We start from the raw sequence: 18131 nt of genomic DNA, 5'->3' as shown, positions 1-18131 counted from the left end.
GAACGCCCGTGGACCGAGACCTGCGGCGCGCTCCCACGCCACGGTGCGCGGGCCGGTGCCGTACGCATCGCGCGCCGAGGCGAGGAACGCCCCCACCCTTAGGAACCAGTGGAACGCCCCCGTCCCGGCACACCGGGGACGGGGGCGTTCCTGCAGTCAGCGGCAGAAAATCAGCGCAGTTCGGACGCCGAGGCCTGCAGCGTGGCGAGCCACTGCTCGCTCGTGGCCAGGTCCTTCTCGAGGGACGCGGCCTTCTTGGTGTTGCCACCCGCACGGGCGGCCTCGAGGGCAGCGCGCTGATCGGCGATCTTGTTCTCCAGCTGGGACAGCATGGAGTTGGAGCGCGCCTTGGTCTCGGGGTCGGTGCGCCGCCAGCGGTCGTCCTCGGCCTTCTTCACGGCGTCCTCCACGGCGCGCAGTTCGTTCTCCACGCGGCGCATGTGGGCGCGTGGGACCTTACCGGCCTCCTCCCAGCGCTGCTGAACGGACGCGAGCTGCTTCTTGGCGGCGTCGAGGTCCTTGACGGGCAGGATCTGCTTGGCCTCGGCGAGCAGCTGCTCCTTGACCGTGAGGTTGCCCGCGTATTCCTGGTCGATCCGCTCGTTCGCGGCGGTGCGCGCGGAGAAGAACGCGTCCTGGGCGGCGCGGAACCGGGCCCACAAGGCGTCGTCCTCCTTGCGGGACGCGCGCGGGGCCTCCTTCCACCGGTCCATGAGCTCTCGGTACTTCCCGGCGGTCTCACCCCACTCGGTGGACGAGGACAACGCCTCGGCCTCCTTGATCAGACCCTCCTTGACGCGCTTGGCCTTGGCGTTGGTCTCGTCCAGGGACGAGAAGAAGGCCTTACGGTGCCGGTCGAACGTGGTGCGGGCCTTGCGGAAGCGCTTCCACAGGGCGTCCTCGTCCGATTTGGACAGGCGTCCGCCAGAGCGCTGGTGGTCCTGCCACTGCGAGAACAGCTCCGCCATGCGCGCGGACGAGTGCTTCCACTGCGTCTTGGCGGGATCCTGCGCGGCGACCTCCTCGGCGGCCTCCACGATCGCGGTGCGGTGCGCGAGCTGCTGCGCCTTGGCGGCCTTGGTCTCCTCGCGTTCGCGGTTCAGGGCCACCTTGATCGCGTCCTCGAGGGTATCCAGGCGCGTGGAGAGATCCGTGAGATCGCCCACCATGGTGTGCGCGTCCACCTGCTCGCGCACGTGGTCCACGGTCTTGCGCATGTCACCGGCGGGTGCCTTGGCGGCGATGCGCTGTTCAAGCAGTGCGACCTGCGCCTCGGCGTCGTCGAACTTGCGCGCGAAGTACGCGAGCGCCTCGTCCGGTGTGGCGTCCGGGAACTGCCCGCACGCGTACTCGGTGCCCTGCACGCTCACATACACGGTGCCGTTCTCGTCCGCGCGGCCGAAGGCCCGAGCGCGTTCCACGGAATCGGCCGGGGCGAGCGCGGCGTGGGTGCCCTCCGCGGGACGTGGCTGAGCCGCCGCCGGTGCGGGCGCGGGCGCCGCGTTCGGGGTGGGTTTGGGGGTCGACGGCGCCGCGGGCCTGGGCGCGGACGCCGCGTGGGTGGCCGGTCCCGGGACGGGACGGCGGTCGTCGGATTCAGGACGTTCTGTCACCGCTACAACTCTTTCTGCACGACCCCGCCGGCGCTGCCCGCAGCTGCGGGCGTCGCGGTGGGGTTTCCCATGGTGGACACCGGCCATCCTATCGAGCCGCGCGGCTTAGACTGGCAGCTGACACCGTCCGCGTTCGCGCATGCCCCGGTTCCGGGGGTTGCTCGTACGACGACGCCTCGCCGCCCGGGGCTTCCACGGCGCACAGGCCGAGCCCCGGACCGCCCGAGACCCACTACCGAGGAGTTCCCACCCATGGCCCGCACCACGTCTCTGTCCGGTTTCCCCGAATGGCTCCCGGAGGAACGGATCGTGGAGCAACACGTGCTGGACTCCCTGCGCAGGACCTTCGAACTCCACGGCTTTTCCTCGATCGAGACGCGCGCGGTGGAGACCGTGGAGCAGTTGCTGCGCAAGGGTGAGATCGACAAGGAGGTCTACGGGGTCTCCCGGCTGCAACAGGACGAGGACTCCTCGCGCGAGGACGCGCTGGCGCTGCACTTCGACCTGACCGTGCCGTTCGCCCGCTACGTCGTGGAGAACAGTGGCTACCTCACGTTCCCATTCCGCCGCTACCAGATCCAGAAGGTGTGGCGCGGCGAGCGCCCCCAGGAGGGCCGGGCGCGCGAGTTCACCCAGGCGGACATCGATGTGGTGGGGGACGGCACGCTCGCGTTCCGCTACGACGTGGAGCTCGCGCTCGTGATGATCGAGGCGCTGTCCGAGCTGCCCATCCCGCCGTTCGTGCTGCGGGTCAACAACCGCAAGCTCGCCGAGGGTTTCTACCGCGGTGTGGGTCTCACTGACGCCCCCGCGGTGCTGCGTGAGATCGACAAACTCGAAAAGATCGGCGCCGAGCAGGTCTCCCGGAATCTCCAGGACACGGTGGGTGCCACGCCCGAGCAGGCGGAGGCCGCGCTGTCCCTCGCGGCGATCCGCACCGAGGACACGTCCTTCGTGGAGCGCGTGCGGGAACTCGGTGTGAGCAACAACCTGCTGGACGAAGGCCTGAACGAACTCGCCGAGGTCGTGGGGGAGGCCTCCCGCCGCGCCCCCGGCAAGGTCGTGGCGGACCTGTCCATCGCCCGCGGTCTGGACTACTACACAGGCACCGTGTACGAAACGGTCCTCGTGGGTCACGAACAGCTCGGTTCCGTGTGCTCGGGTGGTCGCTACGAGTCCCTCGCGTCCTCCGGGAAGAAGACTTACCCCGGTGTGGGCCTGTCGATCGGTGTGACCCGGTTGGTCACCCGGATTCTGTCCCGCTCCATGGCCCAAGCCTCCCGTTCGGTGCCCTCCGCGGTCCTCGTGGCCCTGAACGACGACGCATCGTGGTCCGCCGCGCAGGACGTCGCCGGGCAGTTGCGCGCTCGCGGGATCGCGACCGAGGTGGCCGCCACGGCTCAGAAGTTCGGCAAGCAGATCCGCTACGCCGAGCGCCGCGGCATCCCGTTCGTGTGGTTCTCCTCGGTGGCCGAGGACGGGAGCCCGACCCACGAGGTCAAGGACATCCGCTCGGGCGAGCAGGTGGCCGCGGACCCCGCATCGTGGCAGCCGCCCGCCGAGGACCTGCACGCCACGGTGCTGCGCGCGGCCACCACGGACGACTGACGCCGGCTCTGTCCTCCGAGAGGCGTGCCCGCGAGCGACGGCCGTGCGCTCGCGGCGTCGGCTTGTAGACTCGCGGGGACGGGAGCACGCCCTGCTCCGGGGCGCCCGATCCGGTGCGGCTCCGCGGGCACTCGGTGCGACGCGCTCCGCCGGCCCGCGATCCCGACCATCCCATTGATTGAAAAGGTGAATGCACTTGTTGCGAACGCATGAACTCGGCACGTTGACCGTCGAGAACATTGGACAGACCGTCACGCTGGCGGGCTGGGTCGGCCGGCGCCGCGACCACGGCGGCGTGGCGTTCGTGGACCTGCGTGACGCCTCCGGCGTGGCGCAGGTCGTGGTGCGTGACGAGGAGCAGTTCCACCAGCTGCGCAACGAGTACGTCCTGCAGGTCACGGGCACCGTGGAGCGCCGCCCCGAGGGCAACGAGAACCCCAACCTGCCCTCCGGTGAGGTCGAGGTCATGGTGGATGAGCTCACCGTGCTCAACACCGCGGCCCCCCTGCCGTTCCAGATCGACGAGCACGTGGAGGTGGGCGAGGAAGCCCGCCTGAAGTACCGCTACCTGGACCTGCGCCGCCCGGAGCCCGCCCGCATCATGCGGCTGCGTTCCGAGGTCAACCGGGTGGCCCGCACCCTGCTGCACGAGCAGGGCTTCACCGAGGTGGAGACCCCCACCCTCACCCGTTCCACTCCCGAGGGCGCGCGTGACTTCGTGGTGCCGGCACGGCTGTCCCCGGGCTCCTGGTATGCGCTGCCGCAGTCCCCGCAGCTGTTCAAACAGCTGCTGCAGGTGGGCGGGATCGAGAAGTACTTCCAGATCGCCCGCTGCTACCGGGACGAGGACTTCCGCGCGGACCGCCAGCCCGAGTTCACCCAGCTGGACGTTGAGGCCTCCTTCGTGGAGGAGGACGATGTCATCGCCCTGGGCGAGCAGATCGTGAAGTCCCTGTGGGCTCTGATCGGCGTGGACGTCTCGACCCCCATCCCGCGCATGACCTACGCCCAGGCCATGGCCGACTACGGCTCCGACAAGCCGGACCTGCGCTTCGACCTGAAGCTCACGGAGCTCACCGAGTACTTCAAGGACACCCCGTTCCGCGTGTTCCAGGCCCCGTACGTGGGTGCCGTGGTCATGCCAGGCGGTGCATCCCAGCCCCGCCGCCAGCTCGACGCGTGGCAGGAGTGGGCCAAGCAGCGCGGCGCCAAGGGCCTCGCCTACGTGCTGTTCAAGGAGGACGGCGAGATCGCCGGGCCGGTGGCCAAGAACATCTCGGAGGAGGAGAAGGCCGGACTCGCGGAGGCCGTGGGCGCGAAGCCCGGCGACTGCGTGTTCTTCGCCGCGGGCGGGGCCAAGACCTCCCGCGCGCTGCTCGGTGCCGCGCGCGTGGAGATCGGCCACCGCGTGGGCCTGATCGACGAGAATGACTGGGCCTTCGTGTGGATCGTGGACGCGCCGCTGTTCGAGCCCGCGTCCGAGGCGGTCGAGTCCGGCGACGTTGCCGTGGGCTCCGGTGCGTGGACGGCCGTGCACCACGCGTTCACGTCCCCCAAGCCCGAGTTCATGGACACCTTCGACACGGACCCCGGCTCCGCGCTGGCCTACGCGTACGACATCGTGTGCAACGGCAACGAGATCGGCGGCGGTTCCATCCGCATCCACCGCCGGGACGTGCAGGACCGCGTGTTCCGCGTGATGGGGCTCAGCGAGGAAGACGCCCGGGAGAAGTTCGGCTTCCTGCTGGACGCCTTCCAGTTCGGCGCGCCCCCGCACGGCGGCATCGCCTTCGGCTGGGACCGCGTGGTCGCGCTGCTCGCGGGCACCGAGTCCATCCGGGACGTCATCGCGTTCCCCAAGACCGGCAACGGCTACGACCCCCTGACCGCCGCGCCTGCGCCCATCACGGCGCAGCAGCGCAAGGAAGCCGGCGTGGACGCCAAGCCCGAGCCCAAGAAGGCCGAGGCGCCGCGCGAGGCAGCCTCCGCCGACAAGGGCGGCGACGCGAAGTAACGCCATCGACACGTGACACCGTCGCTACGCGCTGCGGGGCCGCCGACCCGGGATGTCACCCCGAAATCGGTGGCCCCGCAGCCTTCGTGCGCGGTCCGGTTGCGTGACCCGCCGCGCTCGCGGGACGACCGGTTCCACTCCCGGGGCAACCCGTTTCCCCATGGGACGGGCCGTGTCATCCGTGGGACGGTGCCGGGGTGCGAGTGTGATGGACTGGCGTCATGAGAATCGTGCTACAGGTGGCGTCGCGGGCCAGTGTCACCGTGGGGGAACGGGGCACGGGCGAGATCACCGGCCCCGGGCTCGTCGCACTCGTGGGGGTCACCCACTCGGACACCCCGGAGATCGCCGCGCAGCTCGCGGCCAAGATCGCCGGGCTGCGCATCCTGCCGGGAGAGACCTCGTGCGAGGACCGCTCGGCCCCGGTGCTCGTGGTCAGCCAGTTCACGCTGTACGGGGACGTGCGGAGGGGGCGCCGACCGTCGTGGTCCCGCGCCGCCCCCGGGGACGTGAGCGAACCCCTCTTCGACGCCTTCGTGGCGGCGCTACGTGAGCGCGGTCTGCCGGTGGAAACCGGGGAGTTCGGTGCGCACATGGAGGTCTCGCTCGTCAACGACGGGCCCGTGACCCTCGTGGTGGACAGCGACGAGCTGCAGCGCCCGCGTCGCGGCTGAACCCGCGGCGGCCCGTGCGTGTCCGAGGCTGGCAGTAGGGTCGGGACGTGAGCGATGCATTGTTCGACGTCCCGGATCCCCTGAGCGAGGACGGGTCCGGCCCATCCGCCCACGCGAGGGATCGGACCCCGTCCCGCGCGCGCTCCCGCGCACCGCTCGCCGTGCGCATGCGCCCCCGCACCCTGGACGAGGTCGTGGGCCAGAAGCACCTGTTGCGCACCGGCTCGCCCCTGCGCGGACTGACCGCGGGTCGCTCGGGACCGACCGCGGCGTCGTCGGTCATCCTGTGGGGCCCGCCGGGCACGGGCAAGACGACGATCGCGCACGTGATCGCGCGCGGCCACGACACCACCTTCGTGGAGCTGTCCGCCGTCACAGCCGGGGTCAAGGACGTGCGGCGCGTCATGGACGAGGCGCTGACCGCGCGCGACCTGCACGGGCGCACCACGGTGCTGTTCCTCGACGAGATCCACCGGTTCACCAAGGCGCAGCAGGACGCGCTGTTGCCCGGGGTCGAGAACGGGTGGGTGGTCCTCGTGGCCGCCACGACCGAGAACCCCTCGTTCTCCGTGATCGCACCGCTGCTCTCGCGCTCCCTGCTGCTGACCCTGCAACCGCTCGAGCGCCCGGACATCGGGGAGTTGCTCGACCGCGCGGTGACCGACCCGCGCGGGCTGGACGGTGCCGTCGTCCTGAGTCCGGAGGCGCGCGAGCACCTGCTGGACGTCTCCGGGGGAGACGCGCGCAAGGCGCTCACGTCTCTCGAGGCGGCTGCGGCGGTCGCGCTCTCCCACGCGGCGGCGTTGGACGACGACGCCGATGGCGCCGCGCGTTCCGGGGCCGAGGGCCCGGGCACGGAGGGTTCGGGAGCCGAGGTATCGGACGACGGCGCGGCCGAGCCCGGGGCAGCGGGCGAAACCCCCGATGCATCGGTCGTGACCGTGACGCTGGAGCACGCGCAGGAGGCGGTCAACCGCGCGGCGGTGCGCTACGACAAGCAGGGCGATCAGCACTACGACGTCGTGAGCGCGTTTATCAAATCGATCCGCGGCTCGGACGTGGACGCCGCGATGCATTACCTGGCCCGGATGATCGAGGCCGGGGAGGACCCGCGGTTCATCGCGCGCCGGTTGATCATCAGCGCGTCGGAGGACATCGGTCTCGCTGATCCCGCGGCGCTGCAGACCGCGGTCGCGGCCGCCCAGGCCGTGCAGTTAATCGGGATGCCCGAGGGGCGGATCCCGCTCGCCGAGGCCGTCGCACATCTGGCCACCGCGCCCAAGTCGAACGCCGCGTACCTGGCCATCAACGAGGCCATCGCGGACGTCCGCGCCGGACGTGCTGGGCCCGTGCCCCCGCACCTGCGGGACTCGCACTACCCGGGCGCGAACGAGCTCGGCCACGGCGCGGGTTATGTCTACGCCCACGACACGCCCAACGCGGTGGCCACCCAGCAGTACCCGCCGGACGAGCTCGTGGGGAAGGACTACTACCGGCCCACAGGGTACGGCCACGAACGGGACCTGGCGCAGCGCGTGATCCGGTTGCGCGACATCGTGCGCGGCGACACCCGGCCGTAGGGCGCGGTTACGACGATGCGTGGTCAGGGCCGTGCTCCCGCGCCGTCCACGTGGTCCAGCACATCCTTGGCGGTCAGGTCGTCGATCACCAGGTCCGTCACCGCCCCCGACCGCAGCGCGCCCACGATGCCGCGCACCTTGTGCCGCCCGGACACCACGCACACACGGCGGGGGATCCTGGCGAGATCCGCGGGGGTGGGTCCGGAGGCCCGCCGGTTCAGCTCGATGTCCGAGTAACTGCCGTCCTCGCGGATGAAGACGGTGCAGATGTCCCCGACGACGCGGTGCGCGCTCAGACTGCGCAGCTCGGACGAGCTGAGGTGACCCTCCGTGTAGACCTGGGACAGCACCGGGCCGTGGAAGGCCCCCACGCTGAACACCGCCAGGTCAACACTGGCCCGGGCCGCGAGGATGCGGCGGACCGAGGATTCCTGCCAGAGCAGCGTCCGGGTCTGTTCCCAGTCGAAGAAAGCGGGGGTCGGGAACGGGTACAGCTCGGCGTTGAAGGCCTGCGCCAACGTCGAGAGCAGTGGGGCGGACGTATCCGTGCCGGCCGTCCGCGGCCCGGCGGCCCCGTTGAGCTGCACCACCGAGACGTCCTGGGTGTTGGTGTGGCGCACGTGAGAGGCGATCGCGGAGGTCGTGGTGCCCCACGCGACCCCCAGGGACGTCCCGTCCTGGACCCACGACGCGAGTAGTTGTGCGGTGTAGCGAGAGACCGCGTCGAGTCGTTGGCCGCTATGCGACGCCCGCTGGGTCCCCGCGATGTGCGCCGTGACCCGGAACGTGTCGTGGATGCGACGGGACAGCCGGTCCGTGGGTGTGTCGGGTGGGCGCAGGGTGATCGTCACGATGCCCCTGGCTTTCGCATCCGCCAGCATGCGCGAGACCGTGGACCGTGAGACCCCCAGCCGCTCGGCCACGGCACCCATGGTCATGTCCTGCACGAAGTACAGTTCCGCGGCTTGGTAGAGCAGTGAATCGTCGTGCATCGCCCCTCACCTCCCGTGCACACATGTGCAAATAGGTTGAGCATACGTGCATCGGCGCGACATGGTAGTGCGCACGGCTACGAAATGGGATGTACGTCACATCCCAGTGCGTAGCGTGGTCCGCAAGAACTGCGGGCCACACCGCATCCACACCGACATTGAGTGAGGAAGATACTGTGACTGCCACCCAATTGAATTCCGAGACCCGTCAGGCCGCGCTCCGTGAAATGAGCGAAGGGGCCGAGTTGGACGTCCTGGTGATCGGCGGTGGCATCACGGGTGCCGGCATCGCGCTGGACGCGGCCACGCGAGGGCTGCGCACCGGCATCGTGGAGGCCCAGGACTGGGCGGGAGGGACGTCCCGCTGGTCGTCCAAGCTGGTCCACGGTGGCCTGCGCTACCTGCAACAGTTCGACTTCAAGCTCGTCACGGAGGCGCTGCACGAACGGGAGCGCCTGCTCTACACGCTGGCTCCCCACCTGGTGAAGCCCGTCCCCTTCCTCTACCCGATCCTGCACCGGTTCTGGGAGCGCCCGTACGTGACGGCGGGCGTCGGTCTCTACGACACCCTGGCCCACGTGGGCTCCAAGGTCGCGTCCATGCCCTTCCACCGTCAGCTCTCGCAGCGCGGCGTGAAGGAGGCGTTCCCCAGCATCAAGCCGGGCGTCATGGTGGGCGCCGTCAAGTACTGGGACGGTCGCGTGGACGATGCCCGTCTGGTGCTGACGCTCATCCGCACGGCCGTGGGCTACGGCGCCCTGGCCGCGACCCGCACGCGAGTCACGGAACTCCTCAAGAACGACGACGGCGCCGTCGTGGGCGCGCGCGTCACGGACCTGGAGGCCGGCACGCAGCACGAGATCCGCGCCCGCAAGGTCATCGCGGCCACCGGCGTGTGGACCGAGGAGACCCAGGACATGGCCCACACGGACGGGGGCCTCAAGGTGCTCGCATCCAAGGGCATCCACATCGTGGTGCCCCGGGACAGGATCCGCGGTGAGGTGGGCCTGATCCTGCAGACCGAGAAATCGGTGCTGTTCGTGATCCCGTGGGAGCACTACTGGATCATCGGCACCACAGACACCCCCTACGAGCAGGACATCTCGGCCCCCGTGGCCACGGCCGCGGACATCGACTACGTACTCGAACACGCGAACGTGGTCCTGGACGAGCCCCTGACCCGGGACGACGTCATGGGCACCTACGCGGGTCTGCGGCCGTTGCTGCAGCCGGGCGTCAAGGAGGGCACGGAAACCGCGTCCACCAAGATCTCCCGCGAGCACACGGTCGCGGAGGCGACGCCGGGGCTGATCTCGATCGCCGGCGGCAAGTTGACCACCTACCGCGTCATGGCCCAGGACGCCGTGGACTTCGCGCTCGGCAAGGAGCGCGCCAAGAGCCTGCCCTCGGTCACCGACCGGACACTGCTCCACGGTGCCAACGGGTACGTTCCCATGACTCGGCAGGCGGACCGGATCGGCGCACGCCACGGCTGGAGCGACGACATGGTCGACCACCTGTTGAACCGCTACGGATCGGCCATCACGGAGATCGAGGACCTCGTGGCGGAGCAGGAGGATCTGGCCCGGCCGCTCGCGGCGGCGCCCGCCTACCTGCGGGCCGAGGTGGTCCAGGCGGCGCGGCACGAGGGTGTCCTGCACGTCTCGGACGTCTTCGAGACCCGGACCCGGATGTCCTACGACCAGCCCGATCACGGTCTGGCCGCGGTCGAGGAGGTCGCCGATCTGCTCGCCGCCGAACTGGGCTGGGACGACGCCCGTAAGGAGCAGGAGATCCAGGCCTACCGCGCCGTGTGCGCCGCCGAGGACGCCGCCGCGCAGACCACGGACGACGCCTCCGCGGCGGCCGCGCGCAGCGCAGCCCCCTCGCTCAACACCCTGTGACGTAGGCGGGCGTCCCATTCCCGCCGACACCGCTTCCCGGTGGCTCACGCCATGGGGAGGCGGTGTATCCAAATCAGCCACCAACGACACGAACTGCAAGGAGTCAATCCATGACCACTTTGAACGCGATGCTGCCCATGGAGGCGGCGGAAGTGGTGCCCCTGGGCACGGTGTTCTGGTCCGAAGTCCTGGGCACCGCACTGCTGACCCTTCTGGGTGTCGGTGTTGTGGCCAACCACCTCCTGGGCAAGACCAAGGGCAATGCCGGCGGCTGGTTGCTCATCAGCTTCGGGTGGGGTCTCGCCGTGTTCGCCGGCGTGTACGTCGCCTGGCAATCGGGCGCCCACCTGAACCCCGCCGTGACGGTCGGCATCTGGGCCTCCGGAGCCGATGTCTACGCGCCGGGGGTGGCCATCACCGCCGCGTCGACCGTGGTCTACCTGGCCGCCGAGTTCCTGGGTGCCTTCCTGGGTGCCGTGGTTTGCTGGATCGCGTACAAGCAGCACTACGACGAGCCGCTGGACCCGGCCGCCAAGCTGGGCACGTTTTCCACCGGACCGGAGATCCGCTCCGCGGGGTGGAACGTGCTGACCGAGGTGATCGCCACGTTCGTCCTGGTCTTCGTCATCCTCATGTTCGGCGGGACACCCTCCGGCCTGGGCCCCCTGGCCGTGGCGCTGCTCGTGGTCGGGATCGGTGCGAGCCTCGGCGGCCCCACCGGCTACGCGATCAACCCCGCGCGTGACCTGGGCCCTCGCGTCGCCCACGCGATCCTCCCGATCCGAGGTAAGGGTGGTAGCGACTGGGGCTACGCGTGGGTCCCGATCGTGGGTCCCATCCTCGGCGCGTTGCTCGCCGGCGGTGTCTTCCAGTTGTTCCCGGGTGCGGCTTTCTGATCCTCTGAACGCATCCCCATCGATTCCCGCCCCTCGACCCAAGGAATGAGCACCATGAGCACATCAAACACCACCAAGACCGCCCGAGGTACCAGGACCACAGGTTCTGGTGATCCCCAGTACGTGATGGCCATCGATCAGGGCACCACGAGCACCCGCGCCATTGTCTTCGACCATTCCGGCACCATCATGGGTGTGGGCCAGTACGAGCACCAGCAGATCTTCCCTCGCGCCGGGTGGGTCGAACACGACGCACAGGAGATCTGGCGCAACACCCGCCGTTGCGTCGCGGATGCGCTCGCAGAGACCGAGCTGACCAAGGACGATCTCGCCGCGGTGGGTATCACCAACCAGCGCGAGACCACTGTGGTGTGGGACAAAAACACAGGCAAACCCGTGTATAACGCGATCGTGTGGCAGGACACTCGCACGCAGGAGATCGTAGACGAACTCGCCAAGGACGGCGGGGAGGAACGCTTCCGCGAGCTCACGGGTCTGCCCCTGGCCAGCTACTTCGCCGGTCCCAAGGTCAAGTGGATCTTGGACAACGTGGAGGGCGCCCGTGAGCGCGCCGAGGCCGGGGACCTGCTCTTCGGTACGACCGACAGCTGGCTCGTGTGGAACTTGACCGGCGGCTCCGAGGACGGGGTGCACGTCACGGACGTAACGAACGCGTCCCGGACCCTGCTCATGAACATCGACACCCTCGAATGGAACGAGGAGTTGTGCGAGACCGTGGGCGTGCCCATGTCCATGCTCCCGGAGATCCGGTGCAGCAGCGAGGTCTACGGCAAGGGCCGCGCCCGCGGGTTCCTCAAGCAGGTCCCGATCGCTGGCATCCTGGGTGACCAGCAGGCGGCCATGTTCGGCCAGACGTGTTTCGAACCCGGCATGGGCAAGAACACCTACGGCACCGGCAGTTTCCTGCTCATGAACGTGGGGGAGACCCCGGTGCGTTCCGAGCACGGATTGATCACCACCGTGTGCTACCAGATCGAGGGCGAGAAGCCGGTCTACGCGCTGGAGGGTTCCATCGCGGTCACGGGTTCGCTCGTGCAGTGGGTGCGGGACAACCTGGGGCTGATCCAGGACGCCAAGGAGATCGAGCCGCTCGCGCGCGCGGTCGAGGACAACGGCGGGGCGTACTTCGTCCCCGCGTTCTCGGGTCTGTTCGCACCGCACTGGCGTCCGGACGCCCGCGGCGCCCTGGTGGGGCTCACGCGTTACGTGCGCAAGGAGCACATCGCCCGTGCCGTGCTCGAGGCCACCGCGTACCAGTCCCGTGAGGTGGTCGAGGCCATGAACAAGGACTCCAAGCAGGACCTCACGGAGCTGCGCGTGGACGGTGGCATGACGGCCAACGAGCTGCTCATGCAGTTCCAGGCGGATCAGCTGGGTGTGCCCGTGATCCGGCCGAAGATCACTGAGACCACGGCCCTGGGTGCGGCGTACGTGGCCGGTCTCGCCGTGGGCTTCTGGGCGGACCTCGAGGAGATCTCCCGCAACTGGGCCGAGGAGAAGCGCTGGGACCCCCAGGGGGACCGTGAGCAGCAGGAGAAGCTGTTCCGCAACTGGGGCAAGGCCGTGACCAAGTCGCTCGACTGGGTGAACGAGGACGTGGACTGAATCGGCTATAGTGGACGGTTGGCTGGCACGTCTCGTCGGCGCACTCCCGGGACCCGTGGCACCCTCACGATCCCGCGCGTGCCCGGCGGACGCTAGGTCCGTCGGATTGCGGCTGATCCGCACCTCTCCCGTGGGAACCGATTCCCGCGCCGGAGGCCAGTACCACCCAGAACGGAACGCGGGTCCATCCCGTACGCCGTCGAACCGCATGAAAGGCAAGTTGTGTCCAACAGCTCCAACAGTGTTCGTGTGCGCCGTCAGGTGCGCAAGTCCCGTGCCCTCGGCATCCCGCTGACGCCGAAGGCCGAGAAGTACTTCGAGCGCCGCCCGTACGCTCCCGGTGAGCACGGCCGTGCCCGCCGCAAGCAGGATTCCGACTACAAGGTCCGGCTGATGGAGAAGCAGCGGCTGCGCGCGCAGTACAACATCCGCGAGAAGCAGATGCACCGCGCGTACGTCGAGGCCAAGCGTGTCGAGGGTCAGACCGGTGAGAACCTCATCGCCTTGCTCGAGACCCGTCTCGACGCCCTTGTCCTGCGTGCCGGCTTCGTCCGCACGATGGCCGCCGCCCGCCAGGCCGTGGTGCACCGCCACATCATGGTGGACGGTCAGCGCGTGGACCGCCCCTCGTACCGCGTGCGCCCGGGCCAGACGGTCCACGTGCACCCGCGTTCCGAGAAGATGGTCCCGTTCCAGATCGCCGCGACCGGCGCCAACCAGGATGTCCTCCCGGACACCCCGGCCTACCTGGACGTCACGATCGACCGTCTGCAGGCCAAGCTCACGCGCAAGCCGCAGCGTTCCGAGGTCCCCGTGACCTGCGAGGAACAGCTCGTGGTGGAGTACTACGCACGGATGGTCTGATCCTCCGTGCCCTCCGTCGCCCGTGTCACGGGTGACGGGCGAACAGCCCGCGGCCCTCGGCTGCGGGCTGTTCGCGTCCCGGGGACGACGGCGCACGGGCACACCGGGCCCGGTGGCGCCGGATTCCCCGTTGCACCCGGGTTCTTGGGTAGAGTTGCGCTTCGGTCGGTCTTGCGCGCGGGTCCGACCCTGATCTCGAAGTAGGAACGGAGTTGTGGTCGCCCATGGACGGTGGGGATATCGCCGGATTGCTCGCGGCATTGGTCTTCGCGGTGCTCGTGGGGTTGCTCGCGGTGCCCATCATCAAGCTAGGTCGTGTCTTCGATGAGCTGCGCCTGAGCATCCGCTCCATCAACGACGGCACCGCCCCGCTGATCGACGAGGTCACGCGTACCGTGGCCACCACCAACACCCAGCTCGAGAAGGTGGACGGGATCACGTCCAACGTCTCGGACGCCTCCGCCAATGTCTCCGCACTGTCCTCCCTCGTGGCCTCCACGGTGGGGCAGCCGCTGATCAAGGTCGCGTCCTTCTCCCACGGGCTGCGCCGCGCGTTCAGCCCCCAGGCCGGTGCCCAGACCCGGCCCGGCCCCCATACCGAGCCCGGTGCCGCGCCCGGTGGCGCGGCGACCGGCACGACCACCGGGTCCACGGACCCGCACGCCGCAGGCCGTGCGACCGGGCCCACGGACACCAGGAGCTGAGCATGGGTTTGTGGTCCAAACTCGCACTGCTCGCCGCGGGCGCCGTGGTGGGCGGAGCGGCCACGCGCGTGGCCTCCGACCCCGCCGCACGCGAGGCGATCGGGCGGCAGGTGCAGAGCGGCACCCAGGGTGCGGTGGCCCGCCACGGCTCCGCGGGCGCCGTCGAACGCCGCGCGAGCGGGAGCGCCGTGGAGCTCTTCCGCACCGCCGCGCGGCGGTTCCAGGACTTCGCCGCCCGGGTGCGCGCGGGGATGAACGAACGCGAGGCCGAGCTGCACGAGAAGTTCGGCGTGCGCACGCCCGTGGACCACACCGCGAACCACCCGGACGCCCCGCACCACGCCGCACCACCGCCGGATGCCCCGTGGCGGGCGGACACCGCCCACGAACCGGGCCCCGCACCGGGCGACCCCCGGGGTCGGATCATCACACACGTCCCATCGGAAGGGAATGACCGGTAATGCTCTCCCATGAGATCACACAGCGCTGGCTAAGCTACTTCGAGGGCAAGGGCCACCAGGTGGTGCCCTCGGCCTCGCTGGTGTCGCAGCAGCCCGGAGCCATGTTCACCATTGCCGGTATGGTCCCGTTCATCCCGTACTTCCTGGGCCAAGAGACGCCCCCGTACTCGCGGGCCACCTCGGTGCAGAAGTGTATCCGCACCCTCGACATCGACGAGGTCGGCAAGACCGCCCGGCACGGCACGTTCTTCCAGATGGCCGGGAACTTCTCCTTCGGTGACTACTTCAAGTCCGGCGCGATCCCCATGGCGTGGGAGCTGCTGACCTCCTCGCTCGAGGACGGCGGCTTCGGGCTGGACCCGGAGCGGTTGTGGGTCACCGTGTACGAGGGGGACCAGGAGTCTTACGACCTGTGGCACGACACCGTGGGGTTGCCCGCCGAGCGGATCCAGCGCATGGGCCGGGACGAGAACTACTGGGACACCGGCCAGCCGGGCCCCGCGGGTCCCGACTCCGAGATCTTCTACGACCGCGGCCCGCGCTACGGCCAGGACGGCGGTCCGGCCGTGGACGACGAGCGGTTCATCGAGATCTGGAACCTCGTGTTCATGCAGTACCAGCGTGGCGAGGGCAACGGCAAGGACTACGAGATCCTGGGGGACCTGCCCCAGAAGAACATCGACACCGGTCTCGGCGTGGAGCGTCTGGCCATGCTGCTGCAGGGCGTGGAGAACTTCTACGAGACGGACCAGGTCCGCCCCGTGCTCGACGCCGCCGCCGAACTGTCCGGTCGCGCCTATCGCGGCGCGGAGAAGCCGGGGGAGCAGGGCTACGAGGACGACGTCCGCATGCGCGTCGTCGCCGACCACGTGCGCTCCTCGCTCATGCTGATCGCGGACGGTGTCACGCCGGGCAACGAGGCCCGCGGGTACATCCTGCGCCGCTTGTTGCGCCGCGCGGTGCGCGCGATGCGCCTGCTCGGGGTGACGGACCCTTGCCTGCCCGTGCTGCTGCCGCGCTCTCGCGACGCGATGAAGGGCGTCTACCCCGTGGTCGCGGATGACTTCGAACGGATCTCCAAGATCGCGTATGCCGAGGAACGCGCGTTCCTCAAGACCATCGAGTCGGGCACCACCCGCCTCGAGCACGCCGTGGAGCTCGCCAAGGGCGAGAAGCGCGCCCTGAGCGGCGCGGACGCGTTCGCGCTGCACGACACGTTCGGTTTCCCCATCGACCTGACCCTGGAGATGGCCGGTGAGGCGGGCGTGGCCGTGGACGAGCGGGCCTTCCGTGAGCTCATGGCCGAGCAGCGTGAGCGGGCCCAGCAGGACGCGCGCGCCAAGAAGGGCGCCATGGCGGACCTGTCCGAACTGCGCCGCCTGTTGGACGACCACGGCAGCCGGTTCACGGGCTACACCGAGCTCGTGACCCCCACGACCGTGCGCGCGATCCTCGCCGACGGCGTCCCGGTGCCCGCGGCGAGCGAGGGCGCGCGCGTGGAGGTCGTACTCGAGGCCACGCCGTTCTACGCCGAGTCCGGTGGCCAGGCCGCCGACACCGGCGTGATCGACTCCGCGGACGGGCTGCGCCTGATCGTGGAGGACGTCCAGCAACCCGTCAAGGGACTGTCCGTGCACCGGGTCACCGTGGCCGCGGGCCAGGTCGTCACGGGTGACGAGGTCACCGCGCGCGTGGACTCGCGGCGCCGTCACGACGGCGAGGCCGCCCACTCGGGCACGCACGTGATCCACGCGGCGCTGCACGACGTGTTGGGTCCCGACGCCGTCCAGCGCGGGTCGTTCAACAAGGAGGGTTACCTGCGCTTCGACTTCTCCCACGGGGAGGCCCTCACGCCGACCCAGGTGCAGGAGATCGAACAGATCGCCAACACCGCGATCCGGGACGACTTCGAGGTCGTGACCCGCGAGATGCCGCTCGCCGAGGCCAAAAAGCTCGGGGCGATGTCCCTGTTCGGTGAGAAGTACGGGGACGAGGTGCGCGTGGTCGAGATGAACGGCCCGTGGTCACGTGAACTGTGCGGTGGCACGCACGTGGGCTCCACGTCCCAGCTCGGCTCGCTGTCCCTGGTCTCGGAGCAGTCCGTGGGCTCGGGCAACCGCCGTGTGGAGGCGCTCGTGGGGTTGAATTCGTTCAACCACCTGGCCGCCGAGCGCACCCTGGTCAACCAGCTCACGGGCATGCTCAAGGTCCAGTCCAGCGCCGAACTGCCCGAGCGCCTCGCCGCGACGCTCGAGAAGCTCAAGGAGACCGAGCGCCAGCTCGCGGGGCTGCGCCAGCAGCAGCTGCAGGCGCAGGCCGGCCAGCTCGCGCACGACGCGCAGACCGTGGGCTCCGTGCGCGCCGTCCTGCACGACGCCGGTGAGATCGCCTCGGCGGACGCCCTGCGCACCCTCGCGCTCGACCTGCGCGCCCGTCTGGGATCCGACGCCGCCGTGGCCGCGGTGACCGGTGTCGCCAACGGGCGCCCGCTCGTCGTCGTCGCCGTCAACGACGCCGCTCGCGACGCCGGCCTGGCCGCGGGCCAGCTCGTGCGCACCGCAGCGACCGCGCTCGGTGGTGGCGGGGGCGGAAAGCCGGACGTGGCCCAGGGCGGCGGTTCCGACCCGGCCCGCATCCCCGATGCGCTGGCCGGGATCCGCGAGCAGATCCTGGCCACGGCGGGCTGATGCCGCAACCCTTCGCACGCGGTGTGCGCATGGGCGTGGACGTGGGGACGGTCAGGGTCGGTATCGCCCTGACCGACCCCGACGCCGTGCTCGCGACCCCGCACGACACCCTCGGGCGGGACAGCAACCCCCGTAAGGCCTTCGATGTGAAGATCATCACCCGGTTGTGCGAGGAACGGGACGTGGTGACCGTCTACGTGGGGTTGCCGCGCAGCCTCGACGGCGGTGAGAATGCCTCGACGCGGATGGCTCGTGATTACGCGGCCTCACTGGTTCGTCGGTTAGGCTCACGGGGGTGCACCACAGCGGTGCGCCTGGTGGACGAGCGGTTGTCCACGGTGAGCGCGCACCGGTCGCTATCGGACTCGGGTGTGTCACGACGTCATCACATTGACAGGGTCGATCAGGCCGCCGCGGTGACGTTCCTGCAGACGGCGGTGGACCAGGGGCGGCGGACCGGTACGGAACCGGGCGAACCCGTCCCGGACCGGGCTGCTGATTAGAGTTG

Annotated in this window: 14 protein-coding genes; 12 read left to right on the top strand and 2 right to left on the bottom strand. The window is 69.7% G+C overall.

All coding sequences use genetic code 11. From position 1 onward, the window contains the following. Positions 1-170 precede the first annotated feature (170 nt). Positions 171-1613 carry a DUF349 domain-containing protein gene (locus HBK84_RS07130; protein WP_240918835.1) on the bottom strand — a complete coding sequence of 481 codons (1443 nt, stop codon included), beginning with the start codon at positions 1611-1613 and terminating at the stop codon, positions 171-173. Positions 1614-1865: 252 nt separating this feature from the next. Between HBK84_RS07130 and hisS the strand changes: the two genes are divergently transcribed. The 4 genes from hisS to HBK84_RS07110 all read left to right on the top strand — a co-directional run bounded on the left by hisS (position 1866) and on the right by HBK84_RS07110 (position 7489). Then, positions 1866-3221, top strand: a complete 1356-nt coding sequence (hisS, locus tag HBK84_RS07125) for a histidine--tRNA ligase (RefSeq protein ID WP_064845898.1) — start codon at positions 1866-1868, stop codon at positions 3219-3221. 196 nt (positions 3222-3417) lie between these two features. After that, on the top strand, positions 3418-5235 hold the full coding sequence (gene aspS / locus HBK84_RS07120; protein WP_064845913.1) for an aspartate--tRNA ligase: 1818 nt from the start codon (positions 3418-3420) through the stop codon (positions 5233-5235). Between the two features lie 221 nt (positions 5236-5456). Continuing rightward, positions 5457-5909 carry a D-aminoacyl-tRNA deacylase gene (gene dtd, locus HBK84_RS07115; protein WP_098055907.1) on the top strand — a complete coding sequence of 151 codons (453 nt, stop codon included), beginning with the start codon at positions 5457-5459 and terminating at the stop codon, positions 5907-5909. Between the two features lie 47 nt (positions 5910-5956). Further along, the gene (locus HBK84_RS07110) at positions 5957-7489 is read left to right on the top strand and encodes a replication-associated recombination protein A (protein ID WP_240918833.1); all 1533 of its coding nucleotides are present in this window, start codon (positions 5957-5959) and stop codon (positions 7487-7489) included. A 23-nt stretch (positions 7490-7512) separates the two neighbouring features. Here HBK84_RS07110 and HBK84_RS07105 read toward each other — a convergent pair whose 3' ends face one another. After that, positions 7513-8481 (bottom strand): sugar-binding transcriptional regulator, encoded by a 969-nt coding sequence (locus tag HBK84_RS07105; protein WP_035961666.1) that lies wholly within the window; start codon positions 8479-8481, stop codon positions 7513-7515. Positions 8482-8657: 176 nt separating this feature from the next. Between HBK84_RS07105 and HBK84_RS07100 the strand changes: the two genes are divergently transcribed. The 8 genes from HBK84_RS07100 (at position 8658) to ruvX (ending at position 18126) form a co-directional block, all read left to right on the top strand. Further along, entirely contained in the window at positions 8658-10385 is a 1728-nt protein-coding gene (locus HBK84_RS07100; RefSeq protein ID WP_370520510.1) for a glycerol-3-phosphate dehydrogenase/oxidase, read from the top strand. Between the two features lie 161 nt (positions 10386-10546). After that, a complete protein-coding gene (locus HBK84_RS07095) occupies positions 10547-11281 on the top strand; it encodes an MIP/aquaporin family protein (RefSeq protein ID WP_064845912.1) in 735 nt (244 codons plus the stop codon). A gap of 54 nt (positions 11282-11335) precedes the next feature. Continuing rightward, positions 11336-12907 carry a glycerol kinase GlpK gene (gene glpK, locus HBK84_RS07090; protein WP_167318538.1) on the top strand — a complete coding sequence of 524 codons (1572 nt, stop codon included), beginning with the start codon at positions 11336-11338 and terminating at the stop codon, positions 12905-12907. A gap of 222 nt (positions 12908-13129) precedes the next feature. Continuing rightward, positions 13130-13771 carry a 30S ribosomal protein S4 gene (gene rpsD, locus HBK84_RS07085; RefSeq protein ID WP_035961694.1) on the top strand — a complete coding sequence of 214 codons (642 nt, stop codon included), beginning with the start codon at positions 13130-13132 and terminating at the stop codon, positions 13769-13771. Positions 13772-13995: 224 nt separating this feature from the next. Then, the gene (locus tag HBK84_RS07080; RefSeq protein ID WP_085106009.1) at positions 13996-14475 is read left to right on the top strand and encodes a DUF948 domain-containing protein; all 480 of its coding nucleotides are present in this window, start codon (positions 13996-13998) and stop codon (positions 14473-14475) included. Between the two features lie 2 nt (positions 14476-14477). Then, positions 14478-14936, top strand: coding sequence for a hypothetical protein (locus HBK84_RS07075; RefSeq protein WP_035961714.1), 459 nt, complete (start codon positions 14478-14480; stop codon positions 14934-14936). Continuing rightward, positions 14936-17623: an alanine--tRNA ligase gene (gene alaS, locus HBK84_RS07070; protein WP_167318537.1), complete on the top strand. Its 2688-nt coding sequence runs from the start codon at positions 14936-14938 to the stop codon at positions 17621-17623. Before HBK84_RS07075 ends, alaS begins: the two co-directional genes overlap by 1 nt. Further along, entirely contained in the window at positions 17623-18126 is a 504-nt protein-coding gene (gene ruvX / locus HBK84_RS07065) for a Holliday junction resolvase RuvX (RefSeq protein WP_167318536.1), read from the top strand. Before alaS ends, ruvX begins: the two co-directional genes overlap by 1 nt. Positions 18127-18131: the final 5 nt, after the last annotated feature.

The sequence above is a fragment of the Kocuria sp. KD4 genome, assembly GCF_011769905.1.
Lineage (GTDB): Bacteria > Actinomycetota > Actinomycetes > Actinomycetales > Micrococcaceae > Kocuria > Kocuria marina.
This window is presented reverse-complemented; position numbering and strand designations above follow the sequence as displayed.